The organism is Curtobacterium sp. VKM Ac-2922 (genome assembly GCF_022815645.1).
GTDB lineage: Bacteria > Actinomycetota > Actinomycetes > Actinomycetales > Microbacteriaceae > Curtobacterium.
In genome coordinates, this window is sequence record NZ_JALGRO010000007.1 from 1 (window position 1) to 22,227 (window position 22,227).

19 protein-coding genes are annotated in these 22,227 nt (G+C 71.1%); 3 read left to right on the forward strand and 16 right to left on the reverse strand.

What is annotated here, in order from left to right:
• Window positions 1–520: 520 nt before the first annotated feature.
• From tyrS to infC, 15 genes are all read right to left on the reverse strand, one after another.
• A complete protein-coding gene (gene tyrS / locus MT346_RS09400) occupies window positions 521–1,837 on the reverse strand; it encodes a tyrosine--tRNA ligase (RefSeq protein WP_243562806.1) in 1,317 nt (438 codons plus the stop codon).
• 109 nt (window positions 1,838–1,946) lie between these two features.
• Window positions 1,947–2,606 (reverse strand): DNA-3-methyladenine glycosylase, encoded by a 660-nt coding sequence (locus tag MT346_RS09405; RefSeq protein WP_243562808.1) that lies wholly within the window; start codon window positions 2,604–2,606, stop codon window positions 1,947–1,949.
• Complete coding sequence (gene argH / locus MT346_RS09410) at window positions 2,603–4,072, reverse strand: argininosuccinate lyase (RefSeq protein ID WP_243562809.1); 1,470 nt, start codon at window positions 4,070–4,072, stop codon at window positions 2,603–2,605. Before argH ends, MT346_RS09405 begins: the two co-directional genes overlap by 4 nt.
• 139 nt (window positions 4,073–4,211) lie before the next feature.
• On the reverse strand, window positions 4,212–5,408 hold the full coding sequence (locus MT346_RS09415) for an argininosuccinate synthase (RefSeq protein ID WP_243562810.1): 1,197 nt from the start codon (window positions 5,406–5,408) through the stop codon (window positions 4,212–4,214).
• A 26-nt stretch (window positions 5,409–5,434) separates the two neighbouring features.
• Window positions 5,435–6,361 (reverse strand): ornithine carbamoyltransferase, encoded by a 927-nt coding sequence (argF, locus tag MT346_RS09420; protein WP_243562811.1) that lies wholly within the window; start codon window positions 6,359–6,361, stop codon window positions 5,435–5,437.
• A complete protein-coding gene (locus MT346_RS09425) occupies window positions 6,358–7,584 on the reverse strand; it encodes an acetylornithine transaminase (protein ID WP_308221885.1) in 1,227 nt (408 codons plus the stop codon). The genes argF and MT346_RS09425 overlap by 4 nt, the downstream gene beginning before the upstream one ends.
• Complete coding sequence (gene argB / locus MT346_RS09430) at window positions 7,581–8,621, reverse strand: acetylglutamate kinase (protein WP_243562812.1); 1,041 nt, start codon at window positions 8,619–8,621, stop codon at window positions 7,581–7,583. Before argB ends, MT346_RS09425 begins: the two co-directional genes overlap by 4 nt.
• Window positions 8,621–9,772 carry a bifunctional glutamate N-acetyltransferase/amino-acid acetyltransferase ArgJ gene (gene argJ / locus MT346_RS09435; RefSeq protein ID WP_243562992.1) on the reverse strand — a complete coding sequence of 384 codons (1,152 nt, stop codon included), beginning with the start codon at window positions 9,770–9,772 and terminating at the stop codon, window positions 8,621–8,623. The genes argB and argJ overlap by 1 nt, the downstream gene beginning before the upstream one ends.
• 62 nt (window positions 9,773–9,834) lie before the next feature.
• The gene (locus tag MT346_RS09440; protein ID WP_243562813.1) at window positions 9,835–10,932 is read right to left on the reverse strand and encodes an N-acetyl-gamma-glutamyl-phosphate reductase; all 1,098 of its coding nucleotides are present in this window, start codon (window positions 10,930–10,932) and stop codon (window positions 9,835–9,837) included.
• A 74-nt stretch (window positions 10,933–11,006) separates the two neighbouring features.
• A complete protein-coding gene (gene pheT / locus MT346_RS09445) occupies window positions 11,007–13,499 on the reverse strand; it encodes a phenylalanine--tRNA ligase subunit beta (RefSeq protein ID WP_243562814.1) in 2,493 nt (830 codons plus the stop codon).
• Entirely contained in the window at window positions 13,499–14,539 is a 1,041-nt protein-coding gene (pheS, locus tag MT346_RS09450; RefSeq protein WP_243562815.1) for a phenylalanine--tRNA ligase subunit alpha, read from the reverse strand. Before pheS ends, pheT begins: the two co-directional genes overlap by 1 nt.
• A gap of 90 nt (window positions 14,540–14,629) precedes the next feature.
• Window positions 14,630–15,478, reverse strand: coding sequence for an RNA methyltransferase (locus tag MT346_RS09455; RefSeq protein WP_243562816.1), 849 nt, complete (start codon window positions 15,476–15,478; stop codon window positions 14,630–14,632).
• A 95-nt stretch (window positions 15,479–15,573) separates the two neighbouring features.
• Complete coding sequence (gene rplT / locus MT346_RS09460) at window positions 15,574–15,960, reverse strand: 50S ribosomal protein L20 (protein WP_243562817.1); 387 nt, start codon at window positions 15,958–15,960, stop codon at window positions 15,574–15,576.
• Between the two features lie 28 nt (window positions 15,961–15,988).
• Complete coding sequence (gene rpmI, locus MT346_RS09465) at window positions 15,989–16,183, reverse strand: 50S ribosomal protein L35 (RefSeq protein ID WP_017887976.1); 195 nt, start codon at window positions 16,181–16,183, stop codon at window positions 15,989–15,991.
• Window positions 16,184–16,244: 61 nt separating this feature from the next.
• Window positions 16,245–16,916 carry a translation initiation factor IF-3 gene (infC, locus tag MT346_RS09470; RefSeq protein ID WP_243562818.1) on the reverse strand — a complete coding sequence of 224 codons (672 nt, stop codon included), beginning with the start codon at window positions 16,914–16,916 and terminating at the stop codon, window positions 16,245–16,247.
• Window positions 16,917–17,200: 284 nt separating this feature from the next.
• On the opposite strand from infC, the gene MT346_RS09475 reads away from it, so the two are divergent.
• Window positions 17,201–17,566: a DUF1844 domain-containing protein gene (locus MT346_RS09475; RefSeq protein WP_243562819.1), complete on the forward strand. Its 366-nt coding sequence runs from the start codon at window positions 17,201–17,203 to the stop codon at window positions 17,564–17,566.
• Between the two features lie 133 nt (window positions 17,567–17,699).
• Here MT346_RS09475 and MT346_RS09480 read toward each other — a convergent pair whose 3' ends face one another.
• Window positions 17,700–19,001: a phosphotransferase gene (locus MT346_RS09480; RefSeq protein WP_243562820.1), complete on the reverse strand. Its 1,302-nt coding sequence runs from the start codon at window positions 18,999–19,001 to the stop codon at window positions 17,700–17,702.
• A 136-nt stretch (window positions 19,002–19,137) separates the two neighbouring features.
• Here MT346_RS09480 and MT346_RS09485 point away from each other — a divergent pair, with 136 nt between their 5' ends.
• Complete coding sequence (locus MT346_RS09485) at window positions 19,138–20,226, forward strand: MaoC/PaaZ C-terminal domain-containing protein (RefSeq protein WP_243562821.1); 1,089 nt, start codon at window positions 19,138–19,140, stop codon at window positions 20,224–20,226.
• An 82-nt stretch (window positions 20,227–20,308) separates the two neighbouring features.
• A complete protein-coding gene (locus tag MT346_RS09490; RefSeq protein WP_243562822.1) occupies window positions 20,309–22,180 on the forward strand; it encodes a glycoside hydrolase family 2 protein in 1,872 nt (623 codons plus the stop codon).
• Window positions 22,181–22,227 lie beyond the last annotated feature (47 nt).

Genomic DNA, 22,227 nt, shown 5'->3' on the forward strand with positions numbered 1-22,227 from the left:
ACAAGTGGAACGCCACGGGGTCAATAAATTGGCATTGACAATGTGCACGCTGTTGAGTTCTCAAGGACCAGACGCACTCCCCACTCGACCCCACGAAGAGGTTCCGCCAGAGAGGCATTCGTTCTTGGTTCGACCACCGGTGTTCGTCGACCCAGAGTCTGGGTCAGTGGCTCATCCCGAGGGAGAGAACCGGTGGAGTAGTCATCCTAGGCGTCGGAGCCGTCCAGCGCAAGGCCGGAGCTGATCTCCTGTGGAGGATGGTCCCACTTGAGGGCCGACGTGCTCTGGGCTTTCGCTCCAGCCGCTCCGCCGCACCTTTGGGGTGACGAGAGGAAACATTACGGGCGGGGGCCGGGTAGCGCCAACCCATGCCACATCCCGGGCGTGTCGCATCCTGCAACAGGTCCGAGCACGCAGGCATCAGGCCCGAGCGAGCAGGCACCAGGCCCGGGAACGCGACGACGCCCGGCGCCGCGGTGCGTGGGCACTGCGGGAACCGGGCGTCGTGGACGGGGACGGGTCAGCTCGTGAGGGTCACACCGGCCAGGGTCTTCTTGCCTCGGCGCAACACGACCACTCCCCCGGGCAGGGCGATCTCCGCCAGCACGGCGGTCGGGTCGTCGGCGCGGGTGTTGTTCACGTAGACCCCGCCCTGGTCGATCGCGCGACGGGCCTCGCCGAGGGACTTCACCAACGCGGTGTCGACGAGCGCCTTCGCCAGGTCGGCGTCGGGCGTCAGGGTCACCGACCCGGGGAGTTCCGCGACGGCCGCTCGGAGCGTGGGACCGTCGAGCGCCGCCAGGTCGCCGTTGCCGAACAGGGCCGCCGACGCATCGATCGCCGCCTGGGTCGCGTCGACGCCGTGCACGACGGACGTGACCTCGTACGCCAGCGTCCGCTGCGCTTCGCGCCGGAACGGTTCGTCAGCCACCACCTGTTCGAGCCGTTCGATCTCGGCACGGCTCAGGAACGTGAACTGCCGCAACCGGGCGATCACGTCGGCATCGGTGGTGTTGAGCCAGAACTGGTACATGGCGTACGGCGAGGTCATGTCGGCATCGAGCCAGATGGCGTTGCCCTCGCTCTTGCCGAACTTCGTGCCGTCCGAGTTCGTGATGAGCGGCGTCCCCATCGCGTGCACGGTCGCACCCTCGGCACGCCGGATCAGCTCGGTGCCCGACGTCAGGTTGCCCCATTGGTCGGACCCACCCGTCTGGAGCGTGCACCCGTACTGCCGGTACAGCTCGCAGTAGTCCATCCCCTGCAGGATCTGGTAGCTGAACTCGGTGTAGCTGATGCCCGAGTCGGAGTTCAGTCGCGCTGCGACCGCGTCCTTCTTGAGCATCGAGTTCACGCGGAAGTACTTGCCGACGTCGCGCAGGAAGTCGATCGCGGACATCGGCGACGTCCAGTCGAGGTTGTTGACCAGCCGCACGCCGTTGTCACCGTCGGGACTGAGGAAGCGCGACACCTGTTCCTGCAGCCGACTCACCCACGTGGCAACGGTCTCGCGCGTGTTCAACGTGCGTTCGGCCGTGGGCCGGGGATCGCCGATCAGGCCGGTCGACCCCCCGACGAGCGCCAGGGGCTTGTGGCCAGCGAGCTGCAACCGACGCATGGTCAGCAGCTGCAGCAGGTTGCCGCAGTGCAACGACGGCGCCGTCGGGTCGAACCCGCAGTAGTACGTGATCGGCGCACCGTCGAGAACCTCTTGCAGCGCGGTCTCGTCGGTCGAGACCTGCACCAGACCACGCCAGCGCAGTTCGTCCCACACCGAGGCGAAGGTGGGGTCGTTCTGCTGACGCGTCAGGACATCGGGAGCGGTATCACTGGACACCCGCCAATCGTAGCGGGGACCCACCGGCCCGGAGGCTCCCTGCACGGTGGGCCCCCGCCGCCGGTTCCGGCGCGACGCGCCAGCGGCGGGCCGGCCGTGCCGGCGCGGATCAGTCGAGGGCGCGTGGGTGCCGTCGGTACGCCGACACCGTCGGCTCGTCCCGCAGGGCGAACCGCCACGGGAAGGCGGTGCCGCCGGCGATGCCGGCCACGCCCGTACGCGGCGTGCGCAGGATCGCGGGGTCGGACGCGAGCTCGTCGAGGACCGCAGCCGGCCCGACGGCGCCGAGCCGGGCCTCCAGACCGGGTGCCAGGGTGAGTCGGAACGGTCCGGTGCCGTCGACGATCGACGTGCCGTCGTCCTCGCCCAGGACCGCCCCCGCCGCGCTGCCCAGGTTGCCCGGGCCGCGGGCGAGCTGGACGTCGGACACCCCTGGGCGTCGGGAGCGTGCGAGCGCGATGCCGTCGACGACCTCGGCCCCGCGCAGCAACGATCCCGACGACGTGCCCTGTGGCCCGCTCACCACGTTGATGCAGGTGTGGATGCCGTACGAGCGGTAGGCGTAGAGCGTGCCCGGCGGACCGAACAGGTGCCGGTTGCGCGGGGTCGGCCCGCGGTGGCCGTGCGAGCCCGGGTCACTCGCGCCGGAGTACGCCTCGACCTCGGTGATGCGCAGCGTGACGCCCCGGCCGGACAGGGTCGCGCCGAGGAGCGCCGGGGCACTGATCGGCGCGAGTTCGGCCAGCACCCCGAGCAGCGCGTCGTTCACCGCGTGAAGGGGGCTCCGGCGGCCAGGTCGTGCACGCGCTGGGTCAGGCCGGCGAGCTGTTCGGCGACCCGGTCCGGTGCGGTGCCGCCGGCACCGGTGCGGGACGAGACGCTGCCCTCGATCGTCAGGACGGCGCGCACACCGGGCGTCAGATGCTCGGAGACCGCGGCGTACTCGTCGTCCGTCGGGTCGTCGAGCTCGATGCCGCGCTGTTCGCAGTACTGCACGAGCGCGCCGGAGACCTCGTGCGCGTCGCGGAACGGCACCCCCTGGCGGACGAGCCACTCGGCGACGTCGGTCGCCAGCGAGAACCCCTGGGGCGCCAGCTCGGCCATCCGGTCGGTGTCGAAGGTCAGCGTCGCGATCATGCCCGTGAACGCCGGCAGCAGGACCTCGAGCGTGCCGACGGAGTCGAAGACGGGCTCCTTGTCCTCTTGCAGGTCGCGGTTGTACGCCAGCGGCAGGCCCTTGAGCGTCGCGAGCAGGCCCGTCAGGTTGCCGATGAGCCGACCGGACTTGCCCCGCGCGAGCTCGGCGATGTCGGGGTTCTTCTTCTGCGGCATGATGCTCGACCCGGTCGAGAACGCGTCGTGCAGCCGGACGAAGCCGAACTCCTTGGTGTTCCAGAGGATGATCTCCTCGGCCAGACGCGACACGTCGATGCCGATCTGCGCGAGGACGAACGCGAACTCGGCCACGGTGTCGCGGCCGGCCGTGGCGTCGATGGAGTTCTCGGCGGGTCGGGCGAACCCGAGCTCGTGGGCGATGGCCGTCGGGTCGAGTCCGAGCGAGCTGCCGGCCAGGGCACCGGCGCCGTACGGGCTGACGCCGGCGCGACCGGCCCAGTCGCGCAGCCGTTCGAGGTCGCGCACCAGGGGCCAGGCGTGCGCGAGCAGGTGGTGTGCGAGCATGACCGGCTGCGCGTGCTGCAGGTGCGTGCGGCCGGGCATGATCGCGCCCGGGTGCTCGCTGGCCTGCTGGCTGATGGCGTCGACGAGGTCGATCACGAGGTGTCCGATGCGCCGACCGTGGTCGAGCATGTGCATCCGGCCGAGGGTCGCGATCTGGTCGTTGCGGCTGCGTCCGGCGCGGAGCTTGCCGCCGAGCGCGGGCCCGACGTCGGCGATGAGCAGCCGTTCGAGCGCGCCGTGGACGTCCTCGTCGGTGTCGTCGGGCTGCAGGGTGCCGTCGGCGTGCGCCGCGTCGAGACGGTCGAGGCCCGCGAGCATCGACTCGAGCTCGTCAGCGGTCAGGTAGCCGGCGGTCTGCAGCGCCCGGGCGTGGGCACGCGAGCCGGCCAGGTCGTACGGCGCGAGCTGCCAGTCGAAGTGGGTGGACCGGGACAGGGCGGCGAGCTCGGGGCTCGGCCCGTCGGCGAACCGGGCGCCCCACAGCGCGCCCTGGTTGGTGCCGTCGGTCTTGGTGTGCTGGGGCTCCGGCCGGGAGGCCCCGCTTGCGTCCGTCATGTCGTCCTGCGTCGTGTCGTGGGCGGTCTGGTTCGTGGGTCGCGCGGAGCGTGGGTCGCGCGGAGCGTGGCGGAAGCGGGTCGGGCCTCCGGACCGGTCCGGACGTCGCGACCAGCGGGTCGCGCCGTCCGGGGTCGGCTCAGTTCGCCAGGTCGCGGCGTGCCGAGATCTTGGACGGCAGCGACCAGATCTCGATGAAGCCCTTGGACAGCGACTGGTCGAACGTGTCACCCGTGTCGTAGGTCGCCAGGTCGAAGTCGTACAGCGACTGCTCACTGCGACGGCCGGTGACGGTCGCGCGTCCACCCTGCAGCTGCAGGCGGATGTCGCCCGAGACGTACTGCTGGGTGTCGTCGATGAAGGCGTCGAGGCTGCGCTTGAGCCCACCGAACCACAGACCGTCGTAGACCAGGTCGGCCCACTCCGACTCGACACCGCGCTTGTAGCGGTTCACGTCACGCTCGAGGGTCAGGCTCTCGAGCTCCTCGTGCGCGGCGATGAGGGCCATCGCGGCCGGGGCCTCGTAGACCTCGCGCGACTTGATGCCGACCAGGCGGTCCTCGACGACGTCGATGCGACCGACACCGTGCTTGCCGGCCAGGGCGTTCAGTTCCTGCACGATGCGCAGGACGCTGAAGCGCTGCCCGTCGATCGCGACCGGCACGCCCTGCTCGAAGGTGATGGTGACCTCGTCGGCCTCGCGCGGGATCGCCGGGTCCTGCGTGTACGCGTACAGGTCCTCGATCGGGGCGTTCCACGGGTCCTCGAGGAACCCGGTCTCGACCGCGCGACCCCAGACGTTCTGGTCGATCGAGTACGGCGACTTCTTGCTCTGCAGGATCGGCAGGTCGTGCTCTTGCGCGTACACGATCGCCTTGTCGCGGGTCAGCGCGAGGTCACGGACCGGAGCGACGCTGGTCAGGTCGGGGGCGATCGCGGCGACCGCTGCTTCGAACCGGACCTGGTCGTTGCCCTTGCCGGTGCAGCCGTGCGCGACGCTGTCGGCGCCGAGCTGCTTGGCCGTCAGGGCGAGGTGCTTCGCGATGAGCGGGCGGCTCAGCGCGGACACCAGCGGGTAGCGCTTCTGGTACAGCGCGTTCGCCTTGAGCGCCGGCACGAGGTAGTCGTCCGCGAACTCGTCCTTGGCGTCGATGACGACCGACTCCACCGCACCGCAGTCGAGCGCGCGCTGACGGATCGCGTCCATGTCCTCGCCGCCCTGGCCGACGTCCACCGCCAGCGCGACGACGTCCTTGCCGGTGGCGTCCTTCAGCCATCCGATACCGACGGAGGTGTCGAGGCCTCCGGAGTACGCCAGTACGACGCGATCTGCCATGGGTCTTCTCCTTGGGGTGGTGGTTGTCAGTTGTTGGCGGCGAGGAGCCAGGCGAGCAGTGCCTTCTGGGCGTGCAGACGGTTCTCTGCCTCGTCCCAGATGATGCTGCGCGGGCCGTCGATGACCTCGGCGGTGACCTCGAAGCCGCGGTCGGCCGGCAGGCAGTGCATGAACACGGCGTCGTCCGCGGCGTGCGCCATCATCGCGTCGTCCACGCGGTAGTCCTTGAACGTGTCGAGTCGCTGCTGCTTCTCGGCTTCCTTGCCCATGGACACCCACGTGTCGGTCACGACGACGTCGGCGCCGGCGACCGCGGCCACCGGATCGGTCACGACCAGGACGGACCCGCCCGTCTCGGCCGCTCGGTGCTCGGCGTCCGTCACGACCTGGGGCGCAGGGCTGAACGCGACCGGGCTGCCGACCCGGACGTGCATGCCGGCCGTGGCCGCCGCCAGCAAGTAGGACTGCGCCATGTTGCTCGCGCCGTCGCCGACGAAGGCGATGGTCTGGCCCGCCAGCGCGCCGCGGTGCTCGCGGATGGTGAGCAGGTCGGCCAACAGCTGGCACGGGTGGAAGTCGTCGGAGAGCGCGTTGACGACCGGGACCGTGGTGCCCTCGGCCATCTCCTCGAGCCCGGCCTGGCCGTAGGTGCGCCAGACGATCGCCGACACCATCCGCTCGAGCACGCGGGCCGTGTCGGAGGGGGTCTCCTTGCCGCCGAGCTGGCTGTTCGCCGTCGAGATGATGAGCGGGCTGCCGCCCAGGTCGCTGATGCCCACGTGGAAGGACACCCGCGTGCGGGTCGACGACTTGTCGAAGATCACCGCGACGCTCTGCGGGCCGGCCAGCGGCTTCGCGCCCCAGCGGTCGCGCTTCATCTCGACCGCCAGGTCGAGGACGGCGGACTGCTCCGCCTGGGTCAGGTCGTCGTCACGGAGGAAGTGGCGGGTCATGCGGAGGTCTCCTGGTGGGCGTCCTGGACGGAGGCCATGCTCTGGGCGAGGATCGCGAGGAACTCGTCGATCTCGGCGTCGGTCACGATGAGCGGCGGCGCGATGCGCAGGCTCGACTCGTTCGGGGCGTTCACGATCAGGCCACGCTCGAGCGCGGCCGCGGCGATCGCGGCTGCGACCGGACGGTGCAGTCCCACGCCGATGAGCAGACCGCTGCCGCGCACCTCTTCGACCAGCGGCGAGCCGATCGCACCGATGCCGGCACGGATGCGCTCGCCCTTGGTGACAGCCGACTCGACGAGCCCGGCGCGCTCGATCTCCTCGAGCACGGCGTTCGCCACGCGGGTGCCGAGCGGGTTGCCGCCGAACGTCGAGCCGTGCTGGCCGGCCGAGAACAGGTCGGAGGCCCAGCCGAACGTGACGAGCGCCGCGATCGGGAACCCGCCGGCGATGCCCTTGGCCACCGTGATGGCGTCCGGGACGACCCCCTGCTGCTGGAACGCGAACCACGATCCGGTGCGTCCGACACCGGTCTGGATCTCGTCGAGGATCAGCAGCGCGTGGTGCGCTTCGGTCAGACGCCGTGCGGCCGCCAGGAAGCCCTCGGGCAGGTCGACCACGCCGGCCTCGCCCTTGATCGGCTCGATGATGATCGCGGCCACGGTGTCGTCGATGGCGTGCTCGAGTGCTGCGATCGAGGTCTCGATGTGCTCGACACCCGGCAGCATCGGCAGGAAGTCCTCTTGCAGCGCGGGCTTGCCGGTGAGCGCGAGCGCACCCATCGTGCGGCCGTGGAACGCCTGCTGCAGCGCGAGGATCTTGGTCTTGCGGCCGTCCGGGCCCCGGTTCAGCCGGGCGAGCTTGAACGCCGCCTCGTTCGCTTCGGCGCCGGAGTTGCCGAAGTACACGCGGCCCGCGTCGCCCGCGCCCGAGATGCGCTTGAGGCGCTCGGCCAGTTCGAGCTGCGGGGGCGTCGCGAAGTAGTTCGAGACGTGCACGAGCTTGGCGGCCTGGTCGGCGATCGCGTCGACCAGGACCGGGTGGGCGTGCCCCAGCGAGTTGACGGCGATGCCCGCCAGGAAGTCGAGGTACTCGTTGCCGTCGACGTCCCAGACGCGGCAGCCCTGGCCGCGCTCGAGCATGATCTTCGGCGGTGTCAGGGATCGCATGAGCGACGCCCCGAACCGGTCGTTCCAGGTTGCGGTCTGCGTCTCGGTGGTCACCGTGCGGTCCCCTTCGTGTCGATGGTGTCAGCGTGCTGCGGGTCGTTCGGGTGCTGGATCGGGCTGGCTGGGCCGCGTCGGCCGATCTCGGCGTGGGTGTTCTGGTTCTCGGTCCGTCGGCTCGGGTCCGGGATCACCTCGGTGCCCGCGCCGCGGAGCGTGAAGACCTCGAGCAGGATCGAGTGCGGGATCCGGCCGTCGATGATCGTGGCGCCGCCGACACCGCCGACCACGGCGTCGAGGCAGGCGGTCATCTTCGGGATCATGCCCGACTCGAGCGAGGGCAGGAGTGCCCGGAGCTCCTCGACCGCGATCAGGTCGATGATCGAGTCGCGGTCGGGCCAGTTGCGGTACAGCCCGGGTACGTCGGTCAGCATCATGAGCTTCGACGCCCCGAGCGCGATCGCCAGGGCCGCGGCCGCCGCGTCGGCGTTCACGTTGAGCGCCTGGTCCGGGTGGGCGTCATCGACGGCGATGCTCGACACGACGGGGATCTGGTTCGCCCGGATCGCCGCCAGGACCCCGGACGGGTCGACATGGGTGATGTCGCCGACGTGGCCCAGGTCGAAGTGCTCGCCGTCCACGACGACGCCCTTCTTCTCGCCGGTGAACAGCGACCCGCCGTCGCCGGACACCCCGACGCCGATGCCCGAGCCGTGCTCGTTCATCAGGTCGACGATCTCGCGGTTCACCTCGCCGGCCAGGACGTCACGCACGACCGTGATCGCCTCGGTCGTGGTGACGCGGTACCCGCCGCGGAACTCGGACTGGATGCCCTGCTCCTTGAGCGCAGCGGAGATCTGCGGCCCGCCGCCGTGCACCACGACCGGGTGCAGGCCGGCGTAGCGCAGGTAGACCATGTCCTCGGCGAAGGCCCGCTTGAGGTCGTCGTTCACCATCGCGTTGCCGCCGAACTTGACGACGACGATCTTGCCCGAGAACCGCTTCAGCCACGGCAGGGACTCGATGAGGGTCGCGGCCTTGACGGCGGCGAACTCGTGTTCTTCCTGTTTCGACAGGGCGTCTCCGGTGCTCATCAGCTGGAGTACGCGCTGTTCTCGTGGACGTAGTCGTGCGTCAGGTCGTTCGTCAGGATGGTCGCCGCGTACGGCCCCACCCCGAGGTCGATCAGCACGTCCGTGTCGCGCGGAGTCAGGTCGACCTGGTCGCTCGGACGGTCGGGGGCGCCGGCGTGGCAGACCCGCACGCCGTTCATCGAGACGTCGACCGCATACGGGTCGAACTCCGCGTCGGTGGTGCCGATCGCGGCCAGGACCCGGCCCCAGTTGGGGTCGTTGCCGAAGACGGCTGCCTTGAACAGGTTGTTGCGCGCGACACTGCGGCCCACGGTGACCGCGTCGTCCTCAGACGCAGCACCGACCACGTGGATCGCGATGTCGTGGCTGGCACCCTCGGCGTCCTGCTGCAGCTGGCGGGCCAGGTCGGCGCACACGACGGTCAGGGCTTCTTGGAAGTCGCCGACCTCGGGGGTGGTGCCCGAGGCGCCGGACGACATCAGCACGACGGTGTCGTTCGTCGACATGCAGCCGTCCGAGTCGACCCGGTCGAAGGTCACCCGGGTGGCCGCACGGAGTGCCTGGTCGAGTTCGTCGGAGCTGAGCAGCGCGTCGGTGGTGATCACGACGAGCATCGTGGCCAGACCCGGGGCGAGCATGCCCGCGCCCTTGGCCATGCCGCCGACGGTCCAGCCGTCCTCGGTGACCTCGGACTGCTTGGCCCGGGTGTCCGTCGTCATGATCGCGGTCGCAGCGTCCGGTCCGCCGGTGTCCGACAGGGCGTCCGTGGTCAGGGCGACCCCGTGCAGCACGTGGTCGCGGAAGGTCTGGTCGCCGACGCCGATGAGTCCGGTGGAGCACACGACGACGTCGCCGGCCCCGATGCCGAGGGACTCGCCCACGGCCTCGGCGGTCAGGTGCGTGGTCTGGAACCCGAACGGCCCGGTGAAGCAGTTGGCCCCGCCCGAGTTCAGGAAGACGGCTCGCGCGACACCGTCACCGACGACCTGGCGCGACCAGATGACGGGATGGGCCTGCGCGCGGTTGCTGGTGAACACCGCAGCGACCGCCGCCTGCGGGCCGTCGTTCACGACGAGCGCCACGTCCGGGGTGCCGCTCGCCTTGAGCCCGGCGGTCGCGCCGGCAGCGCGGAAGCCCGCCGCTGCGGTCACGCCCTGTGTGCCGTTGACGGACTGGAGGCTCGTGGGCACGTCGGCCCCGTTCGTTGCGTCGGTCACGGTGCGACTCCGTCCACGCTGAGGCCGAGGGTCTCGGGCAGGCCGAGTGCGATGTTGGCGGACTGCACCGCAGCGCCGCCGGTTCCCTTGGCGAGGTTGTCGAGGGCCGTGATCGCCACGACCCGGCCCGCTGCTTCGTCGACGGCGATGCCGACGAGCGCGGTGTTCGCCCCGATGGTGTCCGCCACCCGGGGGAACTCGCCCTCGGGCAGCAGGTGGACGAAGGGCTCGTCGGCGTAGGCCTGTTCCCAGGCGAGCCGCACGTCGCGCGCGCTGACCCCCGGCGCGAGCTTGGCCGTCGTCGTCGCCAGGATCCCCCGCGCCATCGGGACGAGCACCGGCGTGAACGAGATCGTCACGTCCGAGGCACCCGCGGCCCGCAGGTTCTGTTGGATCTCCGGGACGTGCCGGTGGGTGCCGCCGACCGCGTAGGCGCTGGCGGAGCCCATGATCTCGGCGGCCAGGTACGTCGGCGCGAGCTTCTTGCCGGCACCCGAGGGGCCCACGCTGAGCACGGCGACGATGTCGTCGGACTGCACCAGGCCGGACTGGATGCCCGGTTGGATGCCGAGTGTGACGGCGGTCACGTTGCACCCGGGCACCGCGATGCGCTTGGTCGTGGCGAGCTCGGCCCGCTGCCGGCTCTGGGCCACGATGTCGTCGACGTCGCGCCACTCGTCGGCGGAACCCGGAGTCGGTGCCGCGTGCAGGAGCTCGGGCAGGCCGTAGGTCCATGCGCCGAACCAGTCGCCCCCGTAGAACGCTTCCCACGCAGCCGGGTCGGTCAGCCGGTGGTCGGCACCGCAGTCGACGACCAGGGTGTCCGCGTCGAGCTCGGCGGTGATCGCCCCGGACTGGCCGTGCGGCAGGGCGAGGAAGACCACGTCGTGCCCGCGCAGCGTGTCCGCCGTGGTCTCGACCAGCGTCAGGTGCGCCAACGAGCGGAGGTGGGGCTGCGTCGCGATGAGCGGCTGCCCGGCGTTCGAGAACGCGGTCGCCGTCCGGACGTCGAACTCGGGATGCGCCGACAGGATGCGCAGCAGCTCACCGCCTGCGTAGCCGCTGGCTCCCGCCACGGCGACGGATACGGACATGGGATTCCACCTTTGGTCGGACGATTCGTCGAGGATCGGAGGCGGCGGCCCCGTGCGGTGCTGTCCCAGGGGGATCAGTCGCGCAGGGTCGCCCCGAATCGCTCGCCGGCACGTCGGACGGCGCCGTCACGGGCCACGGAGGCCTCGGCAGCGGTCAGGGTGCGGTCCGTGGCACGGAAGCGCAGCGCGAACGTCAGGGACTTCTGTCCCTCGTCCACGCCGGAGCCCCGGTAGTCATCCACGAGGCGAGCATACTCCAACAGCTCTCCGGCGCCAGAGCGCACCTCGTGCAGCACGTCGCCGGCGGGGACGTCGACCCCGACCACCAGGGACAGGTCCTGCGTGGCCGCGGGGTAGGTGACGATCGGTGCGACGGAGACCGACTCGGGGACGGCGGCGATGACCGCGTCGAGGTCGATCTCGACGACGGCGACCACCCGCGGCAGGTCCGATGCGGCAGCCAGTTCGGGCAGCAGTTCGCCCGCGACACCGACCACCGTGCCGTCGACGAGCAACGCGGCAGCGCGGCCCGGGTGCAGCGACGGGTGCGACGTCTGCGCGACGGTCAGCTCGGTGCCTGCGGCCCACGCGATCGTGCGTGCCACGTCGAGGGCGTCCGCGATGCCGAAGGGCTCGGGCAGGACCCCCGGCTGCTTGACGAGACGGTGCCCGAGGAGCAGTGCCGACACGTGGAACGGCTGGGCGGGCAGGGCCGCGTCGAGGCCGGACAGCACCTCGGCGCCCGGGTGTGCGGCACCTGCGGGCACCTGCGCCGTGCCGAGTTCGGCATCGGCGACCGGCAGGAACACCCGCGAGGTCTCGTACACCGCCACGTCGACCAGCCCGCGCGAGGTGTTGCGTCGCGCGACGTCGACCAGGGCCGGCAGGCCGCTGCGGCGGAGCAGGTTCTGCTCGCTGTCCAACGCGTTCGCGAGCACGACGGCCGGCCCGCCAGCCGGGTCGATGCCCGGGTAGGCGGCGGTCGTCGTCGCCGAGACGAACGGCGCCGTGACGACCTCGACCAGACCCGCGGCAGCCAGTGCGGCCGCGACACGACGGCGCGCCTGCTGGTGGGCGGTGAGGCCGCGCCCGGGAGGGGCGACCGGCAGCACGCTCGGGATGCGGTGGTACCCGACGATGCGCGCGACCTCTTCGACCAGGGTCGTGTCGTCCGTCAGGTCCGGGCGCCAGGTGGGCGGGGTCACCATGAGCTGCTGGCCGTCAGCGTCGACCGTGGCCCCGATGGCGCGCAGCGTGTCGACCACCTCGGACTCGGTGTACTCGACGCCGACCAGCTCGGCCGGACGCGACCGGCGCATCGACACCGGGGGGCGACCCGTGGTGTCGACGAGCGTGGAGCCGAGGGGGTCCGCCGTGCCGCCCGCGAGCTCGACGAGGAGCTGCACGGCCCGGTCGGCGGCGGCTTCCGCCACCAGCGGGTCGACCCCGCGCTCGAAGCGCTTGGATGCCTCGCTCGGCAGCTTGTGTCGCCGTGCGGTCCGGGCGATCGACACCTGGTCGAACCCGGCGGCCTCGATCAGGACGTCGGTGGTGCTGGCGGTGATCTCGGTGCGCGCACCACCCATCACGCCGGCCAGGCCGACGGGACCGTCGTCGTCGGTGATGACGAGGTCTTCCGGGTCGAGCGTGCGGGTGACGTCGTCGAGTGTGGTGAGGGTCTCGCCGGCGGCAGCGCGACGGACACCGAGTCCGCCGGAGACCGTGTCGAGGTCGTACCCGTGCAACGGCTGGCCGAGCTCGAACATGACGTAGTTGGTGATGTCGACGGGGAGCGAGATCGAGCGGACGCCCACCAGTGACAGGCGCGACACCATCCACGCCGGTGTCGGACGCGCGGCGTCGATCCCGCGCACGACCCGCGTGACGAAGGTGCTGGAACCGACGCGGCCCCGGATCGGAGCGTCGTCCGTGATGGTCACGTCGAAGCCACTGGCGTCGTGACGAGGCACGCGGTCGGCCGGGTCGTGGAACGAGGCACCGGTGGCGTGCGCGTACTCACGTGCGACACCGCGCAGGCTCATCGCGTAGCCGCGGTCCGGCGTCACGTTGATCTCGACCGCGGCGTCGTCGAGGCCCAGGAGCGCGATGGCGTCCTGTCCGACGTCGGGGTCCATGCCGAGGTCGGCGAACCGCAGGATGCCGTCGTGCTCGTCGCCGAGGCCGAGTTCGCGCGCGGAGGCGATCATGCCGTCGGACACGTGCCCGTACGTCGTGCGTGCGGCGATCGGGAACGGCCCGGGCAACACGGCACCGGGCAGCGTCACGACGACCTTGTCGCCGACGTCGAAGTTGTGCGCGCCGCAGACGATGCCGCGGGACTCGGCTTCGCCGACGTCCACCTGGCACCAGTTGATCGTCTTGCCGTTCTTCTGCGGCTCGGGGACGCGCTCGAGCACCCGGCCGACGACGACGGGGCCGGTCAGGTCGAACGTGTGCACCGCTTCTTCTTCGAACCCGACGGACACGAGCGCCGCGTGGACGTGCTCGAGCGTGACGTCGTCGGGCAGGTCGACGGATTCGCCGAGCCAGCGGAGTGGGACGCGCATCAGACCACCGTTCCGAACTGCTGCGAGAAGCGGAGGTCGCCCTCGAGGAAGTCACGCATGTCGTTCAGGCCGTTGCGGAACTGCAGCGTCCGCTCGATGCCCATGCCGAAGGCGAAGCCCTGGTACTCGTCCGGGTCGATGCCAGCCGATCGCAGGACGTTCGGGTTGACCATGCCACAGCCACCCCACTCGACCCACCGTGCGCCGCCCTTGGCGTTCGGCTGCCAGACGTCCATCTCGGCGCTGGGCTCGGTGAAGGGGAAGTAGTTCGGGCGGAGCCGGATCTGCGCTTCGGCACCGAACATCTGGCGCGCGAAGTGCTCGAGCGTGCCGCGCAGGTGCGCCATCGTCAGGCCCTTGTCGATCGCGATGCCCTCGACCTGGGTGAAGACCGGCAGGTGCGTGGCGTCGAGCTCGTCGGCGCGGTAGACCCGGCCCGGTGCGATGACGTAGAGCGGCAGCTCGCGCGACAACAGCGAGCGCACCTGCACCGGCGAGGTGTGCGTACGCATGACCAGGTGCCGGTCGACGGGCTCGACGAAGATCGTGTCGGCCATCGCCCGCGCCGGGTGGTCGGGGTCGAAGTTCAGCGCGTCGAAGTTGAACCACTCGTGCTCGAGCTCGGGGCCTTCTGCGACTTCCCACCCCATGCCGACGAAGATGTCGGCGACGGTCTCGTTGAGCAGCGACAGCGGGTGCCGCGAACCGGGCGTCCGGGTGGACGGCAGGGCGGTGACGTCGACGCGCTCGGCGTCGAGTCGGGCGCGTTCTTCGGCCTGGGCGAGCACGGACTCCTGCTCGGCGACCGCACCGTTGACCCGTCCGCGCGCCTGTCCGACGAGCTTGCCCGCCTGCGCCTTCTGCTCCGGCGGAACACTGCGCATCGAGGCGTTCATGCGCGCGAGCGTCGACTGCTCACCCGTGTGCTCGGCCCTGGCCTGCTTGAGCTCGGCGACCGTCGTGGCGGCACGGACTGCGGCGAGGGCCGCGTCGACCGCGTCGGCGACGGCCGATTCGCTGATCTCGAGAGGTTCTGACACGGTACCCAAGCCTACCGGCCCCTGGGATACCGCTGTCCTGTACTGCACGGACGGTGGAGCGACGGCGACCGCGCCCCTGCTGTGGAGGAGTCAGGCCGAGCGGAGCGCGAACGCCGACTCGTACAGACACACCGACGCCGCGGTCGCCAGGTTCATCGACTCGGCCGCGCCGTAGATCGGCACCTTGACCGCGCGGTCGACGGACGCCAGGTCCTCGTCCGTCAGCCCGCGGGCCTCGTTGCCGAACACCCACGCCGTCGGCCCGTCCAGCAGCCCCTCGGCCCGGACCGCCGGCAGGTCGTCGCCCGACACGTCGGCCGCCAGCACCGTGTAGCCCGCGGCCTTGGCCCGCGCGACGGCGTCCTGCAGCGAGACGCCGACGGACACCGGCACGTGGAACAGCGAACCCGTGGTCGACCGGACGACCTTGGGGTTGTAGGGGTCGACGCTCCGCCCGGTCAGGACGACCGCGTCGGCGCCGGCGGAGTCGGCGGCACGGATGATCGTGCCGGCGTTGCCCGGGTCGCGCACCTCTTCGAGGATCGCGACCAGTCCCGGCAACGGACGGTTCGTTGCGGGGTCGACCCGGGCCTCCAGGCCGGTTGCGCCCGGGTCGGGGAAGACCTGCCGCACCGACGTCGGGAACTGCTGGCACACCGCGACGACGCCCTGCGGCGTGACCGTGTCGGCCATCGCGGCGAGGACCTGCTCGGTCACGAACCAGGTGTCGACGGGCGCGTCCCCGAGGTCGTAGCGCTCGGCCGCGGTCGGCGTGACGTAGAGCTCGCGCAGCAGTTCGGGCGCGTACGCGATCGCCTCGCGCACGGCCTGGGGCCCTTCGAGCAGGAACAGCCCCGTCTCGGCGCGGACGTCCTTCTTGGACAGGGCAGCAACGGCCTTGACGCGTCCGGCACGGGGGTTCTCGAGGAGATCAGTCACGGCACCAGTGTCGCAGCACGTCGGGGGCTCCGCGCGCCCGCATGCACGAAGCCCCCGTTCCGCGGACGGAACAGGGGCTTCGGTGGACGCGATGACTACGCGGCGGCCTTGGGGGCCGAGGTGTCGGCCGGCAGGGCCTTCTTGGCGGTCTCGACGAGCGCGGCGAAGGTGTCGGCGTTGTTGACCGCGAGGTCGGCCAGGATGCGACGGTCGACCTCGACGCCGGCCAGGTTGAGACCCTGGATCAAGCGGTTGTAGGTCAGGCCGTTGGCACGGGACGCAGCGTTGATGCGCTGGATCCACAGGCGACGGAACTCGCCCTTCTTGGCGTGACGGTCACGGTACGCGTAGACGAGGGAGTGGGTGACCTGCTCCTTCGCCTTGCGGTACAGACGCGAACGCTGGCCGCGGTAGCCCTCGGCGCGCTCGAGGATGACGCGGCGCTTCTTGGCGGCGTTGACCGCTCTCTTCACTCTTGCCATTGCAGTGTTCCTTTACGAATCCGGGGGCTCAGTGGCCGAGGAGCTTCTTGACGTTCTTCGCGTCGCCCTTGGAGAGGACCTGGTCCTCGTTGAGGCGGGCCTTGCGCTTGGACGACTTGACCTCGAGGTTGTGACGCATACCGGCCTGCTGCTTCATGATCTTGCCGGTGCCGGTGACCTTGAAGCGCTTCTTCGACCCGGAGTGGGTCTTCTGCTTGGGCATGGTGGTGCCTTTCCGTGGGATGGATGGGGAGCCGCGTCGTTGCGGTGGTGGTCGGGAGGACCTATTCGGCCGCGGACTCGGCGGTGGCCGGTTCCTGCGACTCGGCCGGGGCCGCGTCGTCCGGCTTCGCCTTGGTGGCGTGCTCGGTCGCCCGGCGCTCGGCCTTCTCGGCTGCGCGCTTGGCGTTCTGCTCGCCCTTGACGTCGGACTTGTTCTTGAGCGGAGCGATGATCATCGTCATGTTCCGGCCGTCCTGCGTGGGTCGGGACTCGACGACGCCGAACTCGGCGATCTCCTCCGCGAACCTCTGCAGCAGTCGGACACCCTGTTCCGGACGCGACTGCTCGCGGCCACGGAAGAGGATCATCGCCTTCACCTTGTCGCCACCGAGGAGGAATCCCTCGGCGCGCTTGCGCTTCGTCTCGTAGTCGTGCACGTCGATCTTCAGGCGGAAACGGACCTCTTTCAGGTCGGTGTTCACCTGGTTGCGGCGGGCTTCCTTGGCCTTCTGAGCGGCTTCGTACTTGAACTTGCCGTAGTCCATGATCTTGGCCACGGGCGGCTTCGAGTTCGGCGCGACCTCGACCAGATCCAGCTCGGCTTCCTGCGCGAGGCGCAGTGCGACGGCGATGGGGACAACGCCGACCTGCTCGCCCTGGGGTCCGACAAGACGGACCTCGGGGACGCGGATACGGTCGTTGGTACGGGGATCGGGAATGCGGAGCTCCTTCAATCAGTGGTGGCCGTCCGGGGCGTTTGCCTGGACGACGGCACGAGAGGAGATCTGACGCACGGATCGAGACCCGTTCGGCAGCCGCCCGACTCCTGCTCGTGACTGCAGCAGGACTGTCGGACGCTGACGCCCGACGGAGCGGTGGTGACCCGGTAGCCTGGTGGTTCGCGGCCGCGGGTGGGAGTGACTCCTCTTCGTGATGCTGTCAGGAGTCCGGACCGATCCAGAGGAACGATCAGGGCGCACGGCAGCATCTGCCGCGTCGAGTCTAGCAGAGGAGCACCGTGACCGACACCCCATCCACCGACCCCACGACCGCCGACGCCGTCGACGACGCCGCCCGGGACATCTCCGAGGTGCCCGCGGTCGAGCTGATCAACACCGTCGCGGTGCACCTGCTCAGCGCCGCGGCCGTCAAGGTCGGCCTGGCCGACGACCCCGAGCAGCAGACCGACCTGGACGAGGCGCGCAAGCTCATCACCGCCCTGGCCGGGTTGGTCACCGCTGCGGCGACCGAGATCGGCGACCAGCACGCCCGTCCGCTGCGCGACGGCCTGCGGTCCGTGCAGCTCGCCTTCCGCGAGGCCTCGGCCATCCCCGATGCGCCCGGCGCGGGTCCCGGCGAGAAGTACACCGGACCGGTCAACTGACCTGACCGACCGACCGACTGGCGCGGCCCGCTCAGCGGTGACGCGCCAGCGTCACGCGGGCCGCGCCGACCGAGCATGCCGGGAGGCCCGTGGCGGAGTCGCCGCGGGCCTCCCGTCCGTCAGGGGGTCGGGTCTACCGCGTCGCGAGCCGCTCGACGGCGGCCACCGGGATGCCGACCCAGGTCGGCCGGTTCCGGGCCTCGTAGACGACCTCGTACACGGCCTTGTCGAGCTCGAAGGCGTCGAGCACCGCGCGGTGCGACCGCACGTCCGCCCCGATGCCGCGGGCGTAGCCGTCCAGGAACGCCTCGCGGGCCTCGTGCGCCCAGGCCGCGGCGTCCACGGGGTCGGGGTCGTGGGCCAGCGCGCCGGCGACGTAGTCGAACGAGCGCAGCATGCCGGCGACGTCACGCAGGGGGACGTCGGGCAGCGAGCGCTCGTGCAGGGGGCGGAGCGGTTCGCCCTCGAAGTCGAGGAACACCCAGCCGCGGGGCTCCGGTGCGGAGAGCACCTGCCCGAGGTGCAGGTCGCCGTGGATGCGCTGCAGGTCGGGCCACCGGGCGTCGGCGGCACGTGCGTAGACGGCGCGGACGGCGTCGGCGTGCTCGGCGATCGCCGGGACCTCGGCCGCGGCCGTCTCGAGGCGCTGCAGCATCGTCGTGCGGGCCTGCTCGATCCGCTCGGCGGTGGCGGGTTCGGTCGGCATCGCGCCGGCCAGGGTGACGTGCACCTCGGCGAGCGCCGCACCGAGCCGGTCCGCTCCGGCGGCGAACGAGTCACCGCGGCGGGCGTCGTCGAGCGCGACGCGCCAGGCGTCGTCGAGCCCGGGCAGGAACTCCTGGGCGAACGCCAGGTGGCCACTGGCGGTGCCGTCCGGGCGTCCGGTGTCGGGCCAGACACCGCGCAGGGCGCCGAAGACACGGGGCACACGGGCTGACCCGGCGGCCGAGAGCGCCTGCTGCGTCGTGACGTCGGGGTTGTCGCCGTGGTGCAGCACGCGGAAGACCTTGACGATGACGGTGCCGTTGTCCTCGGTGTCGCAGATGATCGAGGTGTTGGACTGCTCGCCACGCAGCACCCGGGCGCTGCGGACCGTCCCCATCGGCGCGAGGGACTCCGCACCGTGGTCGATCGCCCCGAGCAGCCACCGCGCGTACGCGGGGTCGTGCGGACCGTCGTACGAGGGCAGCACGTCGGCGTCGGCGTCGTCCGTGGTGATGCGGGCGTGCTCGAGCTCGGGGACGGGCTGCTCGTGCTCGGTGACGGGCACCTGGTACAGCACGGAGCCGGTCGACGCGTCGTCGATGACGAAGCGGGTCAGCACCCGGGCCTCGTCGGTGCGCTCGTCGAGTTCGGCGATCGTGCGGAGGGCGGGGACACCCCCCTTCGATGCGTACCAGCGTTGCCGGGACATCCACTGCGCGACGTCGGTCATGGATCAGGAGGCTACGCGAGGGCGGAGCGCCGAGTCTCAGGCTCTCCCTCCTCCACAGTCAGTCGAGACCGTCGAGCGGTCCACAGTCCGGCCCGTGCCGCCGTCCCGCCGGATGCCCGAGACGACACTGATCCGCATGGAGACCACCACCCTCGACCCCCTGGCCGACCCACGACGGACCTGGCGGATCCCGGACGACCGGCGACTGCCCGTGCTCGAGCACCACGCCGACGACGTCCGTCGTCTGCCCGCTGTCACGGTCCGCGAGACCCTGTGGGACACACCCGACCGGGCCCTGGCGTTCGCGGGCATCGAGCTGCTGCGGGCGGAGCCGGACGACGACGCCCCCGCCGCCGACGGGTGGAGCGTCGATCGCGGCCGGGGCCCGACGCCGGTCGACGGTCCGCGAGACCGGCCCCCGCGAGACCCGGTCGAGCGGGTGCTGCGCGGGCGGACGCTCGAGGTCGTCCGGATCCGCCAGACGACGACCACGCTCCTGCGGGCCCACGGACGCGACGGCCGGTTGCACGCGGAGCTGGCGGACGTCCGCGTGGACGAGGGCGATCCGGGGACGACCATGCTGCGCAGTGCCCGGTGGTGGGCGCTGACCGACGACGGCGCCCCGTCGTCGGTCCTCCGGGCGATCGAGCGTGCGGTCACCGAGGCGGCGGACGACGACGGCCGCGGTCCGGACGACCCGGTCCCGACCCTGGCCCCGGTCAGGCGCCCGGCGCCGACGGATGCATCGGGTCGGTGCGAGGATGAACGCGTGCCGCACTACCTCGAGGACCTCGCCGCCGGACAGACCTTCACGACCCCGGGTCGCACCATCACCGAAGCGGACGTGGTGTCCTTCGCCTCGTGGACGAACGACAACAACCAGGTGCACACCGATGTGGAGTTCGCGTCGCGCACACGCTACGGCCGGCGGATCGTGCACGGCATGCTCGGAGCGTCGCTCTGCGTGGGCCTCATCGCCCGCACCGGGGTGTTCGAGGGCTCGGCAGTGGCCCTGCTCGGCATCGACCAGTGGCGCTTCACGGCTCCGGTGTTCATCGGCGACACCGTGACGTGCCAGGTCGAGGTGCTGTCCACCCGCCTGACCAGCTCCGGCACGACCGGGATCGTCGAGCGGATGGTGACGCTGCGCAACCAGCACGACGAGGTCGTCCAGCACGGCCGGATGGACGTCATGGTGCTGACCCGCGCGGCCGCCATCGCCTGAGGCACAGGTCGGGTCGGGTCGGGTCGACGACAATCGATGGCATCCTCTTTACAACGATGTACACAGTTGCCAGCATGGAGGCATGAGCATGCTCGACGGCATCGTCGCCGCCCCCACCAGCACCCCGGACCGGACCCTGCCGCGCGCGAGCCGCCAGGACGGCTCGTACCCCCGCCCCCAGATGCTCCGTCCGGACTGGGCCGACCTGGACGGCACGTGGTCGTTCCGGAACGACGGCGACGACCCGGCCTGGCGCTCGGGCTTCCCCGGCGCCCGCGACATCGTCGTGCCGTTCCCGCCCGAGTCGGTCGCGTCGGGCATCGACGAGCCCGGCTTCCACCCGGTGGTCTGGTACTCGCGCACCCTGTCGCGCGCTGACATCGACGCCGCCGGCTCCGGCCCCGCGGCGCCCAGGCTCGTGCTGCACTTCGGTGCGGTCGACTACCGCGCGACGGTCTGGATCGACGGTGTGCTGATCGGCACACACGAGGGCGGCCACACCCCCTTCTCGTTCGACGTGACCCAGGCGCTGACCCCGGGGGCGACCGAGGGGGACCTGCACACGCTGGTCGTCCGCGCCGAGGACGACCCGCACGACCTGACCCAGCCCCGCGGCAAGCAGGACTGGCACGAGGACGCCCACGCGATCTGGTACCGCCGCACGACCGGCATCTGGCAGACCGTCTGGCTCGAAGCCGTCCCGGCGGTGGCGGTCGAGTACCTGCGGTGGACGAACCTCGACCAGGCGACGCTGCGTCTCACCGTCCGTCTGCACGGCGTCCGGACCGGAGGCGAGCGCCTGCGTGTCGAAGCCGTGTGGCACGACGACGACCGGGTCGAGCACCTGGCGACGGTGGAGTCGACGATCGGCGACACCGCGACCGAGTTCGACGTGCTCGTCCCCGTCGCGCGCCAGGCGAACGGGCAGGCGCAGGACGAACTCTTCTGGACGCCCGACACCCCGCGCCTGGTCGATGCGACCGTCACCCTGCTCGGCCCGGGCGGCGCGGTCGTGGACACCGTCGCGACGTACTTCGGCGTCCGCACGGTCGGCATCGACGGTCCGCGGTTCCTGCTGAACGGCCACGCGCAGGACGTCCGGAGTGTGCTCAACCAGGGCTACTGGCCGGACTCGCACCTGGCGGCGCCCTCGCGACAGGCGCTCCGGCGCGAGGTCGAGCTCATCAAGGAACTCGGGTTCAACGCCGCGCGGAACCACCAGAAGATCGAGGACCCGCGGTTCCTGTACTGGGCCGACCGCCTGGGACTGATGGTGTGGGGCGAGACCGCGGGCGCGTACGAGTTCTCGCCCCGCGCGATGCACCGGCTGATGCGCGAGTGGATGGATGCCGTCGAGCGTGACGCCTCGCACCCGTCGATCATCACCTGGGTCCCGGTGAACGAGAGCTGGGGTGTGCAGGAGATCCGGACGAACGCGGCGCAGCAGGCCTACGCCCGCTCGCTCGCCGACGTCACGCGGGCGCTCGACCCGACCCGACCGGTGGTGTCGAACGACGGGTGGGAGCACGTGTCCTCGGACATCATCACGATCCACGACTACGAGGGCGTCGGCGAACGACTGGCGCGCACGTACGCGGACGATGCCGCACGCTCCGCGCTCGTCGGCGGGATCGGTCCGGCCGACCGCCGGGTGCTGGTCGGCGGCGCCCAGGACCACGGCCAACCGGTCATGCTGACGGAGTTCGGTGGCGTGGACTACCAGCCGGGTGGACGCCGCGAGGACGGTTGGGGCTACACCTCGGCGACCGACGGGGACGACTGGGTCGAGCGCATCACCGCGCTGTACGACGCGGTCCGCGCGAGTTCGTTCCTGGTCGGCTCGTGCTGGACGCAGCTGACCGACACCATGCAGGAGACGAACGGACTGCTGAACGCCGACCGCACCCCGAAGGTGCCGATCGAGCAGATCCGGCGCGCGGTCACGGGGCACTAGCAGCCACCAGGCCCGTGCCGGCACACACGCGAGGTCACGGTCGGTGG